This is a genomic window from Bacillus sp. GMa5/1, from assembly GCF_050172015.1.
In the GTDB taxonomy this organism is placed as follows: Bacteria; Bacillota; Bacilli; order Bacillales; family Bacillaceae_G; genus Bacillus_A; species Bacillus_A cereus.
Window position 1 is genome coordinate 1 of record NZ_JBNLYC010000361.1, and the last position, 2,084, is coordinate 2,084.

The window sequence follows — 2,084 nt, forward strand, 5'->3', positions numbered from 1 at the left end:
ATAGTATTACGGTTTATTTAATTACTTTCCATAAAGCTAATGAGAAAATCCAATTTGGATCACCGTATCCTTGATAACTTTGAACTGCTTCATAAATTTTACCTTGATGTTCTACTCTATCTCCTTTTTTATATGCAGCATACGAATCCCATGCTTTATACTCTGAAGAGGGGGTATCTTTTGTTGTGATTTTGATTTCATTACTCGCAACTGAAACTTTTCCTTGAGTATCTATAGCTTTTACCATATATCTATATTCTGTACTAGAAAGTAAATTTTCATCTGTATAGTAAGTTGAAGGACTTGTAGCTATTTTTGTACCGTTACGATAAATCTCATATTCTTTTATACCAACATTACTTATGGATTCTTCCCATATTAAATGAACACTGTTTGTAGTAGTTTCTGATGCTTGTAATCCTGTTGGAGCTGTTGGAGCTATTTGTTCTGGATTCTCTTCCTTTGTTGTAACTGAAACTTCATTGCTACTTTTTGACTTATTTCCTGCTGCATCTGTAGCTTTAATTGTATAATTATATTTTGTATTGGCTTGTAATCCCGCATCTTCATAGCGTGTTGTTTTTGTTGTTCCTACTTTTTTTCCATCACGATAAACTTCATATTCTTTCACACCAATATTATCTGTGGAAGCCTCCCACTGTAGCTCAACAGTTGTTGCTGTTTGACTAACAGAACGTAGGTTAGAAGGAGCTGTTGGAGCGATTACGTCAATTTCAGTACTACTATTAAAAGCAGAAAATAGTTTAGAAAAGGCACCGTCGTCTACATCGGGTAATCCAGAAGCATCTCCAGTTGCCTGACCGATTTGCCAACTTTCAGTAGCTTTTTTATCACGATACACTGACCACATACTAATTTCCCCAATACCTTTTTCTTTGGCAAATTGGAACAATTCTTTTGCATTATTTAATGTGAAAGTTTCATTTTGAGTATCGTTTTTTCCTATCATAGGTGTAACAGCAATCATTTTCCAAATGTCAGAATCTTTAATAGTACCTTTATATAAATTAGTTAATTGTCCATGCAAGCTATTAATAGCATCTATCGCAGCTTGTCCCATTTGTTGGTTTTGTTGCCCGTAATCCATAGTCATAATATTAACTGAATTTAAATCTACATCATGTTTTATAGCGCTTTGAATCACATTTAGTCCATCATTAGTTAGGCCATATGGCATTACTGGTAAGGTATAACCAATTTTTACATCTTTACCTGCAGCTTTTAATTCCTTTTGTAATAACGCAATTGCTTTTGATCTTCTTTCGATAGATTCTGGGTGAGCAACTAAGACGCCTTCAATATCAAAATCCATGTGTGTTAAATGTAATGTGTTAATTACACTTTTATAAGCATCTTTTAATTTATTCACATCTGTAATAGCTGCGGCAAGATCTGCACCTAATCCAGGGATATTACCAGCATTTGCTCCACCAAAAGATACTTTAACGTCTCCACCTATTTTTCTAATTTGTTTAATTTGATCATCTAAGTTACCATCTCCAATAGGGGTATGACTTCCTCCCCATACTGGATTTCCATTTTTATCAGCCACTATAAAGGAAAGCGTGAAGAAACTAGTATTTGTTTCTTGGGCGTATTTTAATAGATTTTGAGGATTCATGCCGTTATCTACATATGGTGCAAAAACATGAGTTGGCCAAGTGATTCCTTCACCAAATAAATCATTTGGATCGCCATTATCAGGTATATATTCTGAACCAGTATATAATTCCCAACCGCTAAATTGTTGGGTAGGTAGTGTACCTGCATTTACCCAATATAAAGAATGATAAATCTTACCTTCATATGTAACGTAAGATTCACCTGGATAATCTTTGTTTTTATTCCAAAATGGTGCCACTTGTTGTTGAGATTTCGCTATATTTTCTTGAGCGTAGGCAAACGTATGGTTAATGGCTTGGGATGTAGGAATGATCATAGTTAATGCAACAGCTGTTTTTGCTAGAGTACAAAATGGATGTTTTTTTATAATCATAATAATATCTCCTCACTTCTAATTTATAATTTAAAAAAGAAATTATATCTGGCATTATTAAAATTCT

The 2,084-nt window shown here is 33.7% G+C and carries 1 protein-coding gene; it reads right to left on the reverse strand.

Annotated elements, in window-relative coordinates:
• Positions 1–13 precede the first annotated feature (13 nt).
• A complete protein-coding gene (locus tag ACQGSG_RS28620; protein WP_426948684.1) occupies positions 14–2,017 on the reverse strand; it encodes a fibronectin type III domain-containing protein in 2,004 nt (667 codons plus the stop codon).
• Between the last annotated feature and the right edge of the window lie 67 nt (positions 2,018–2,084).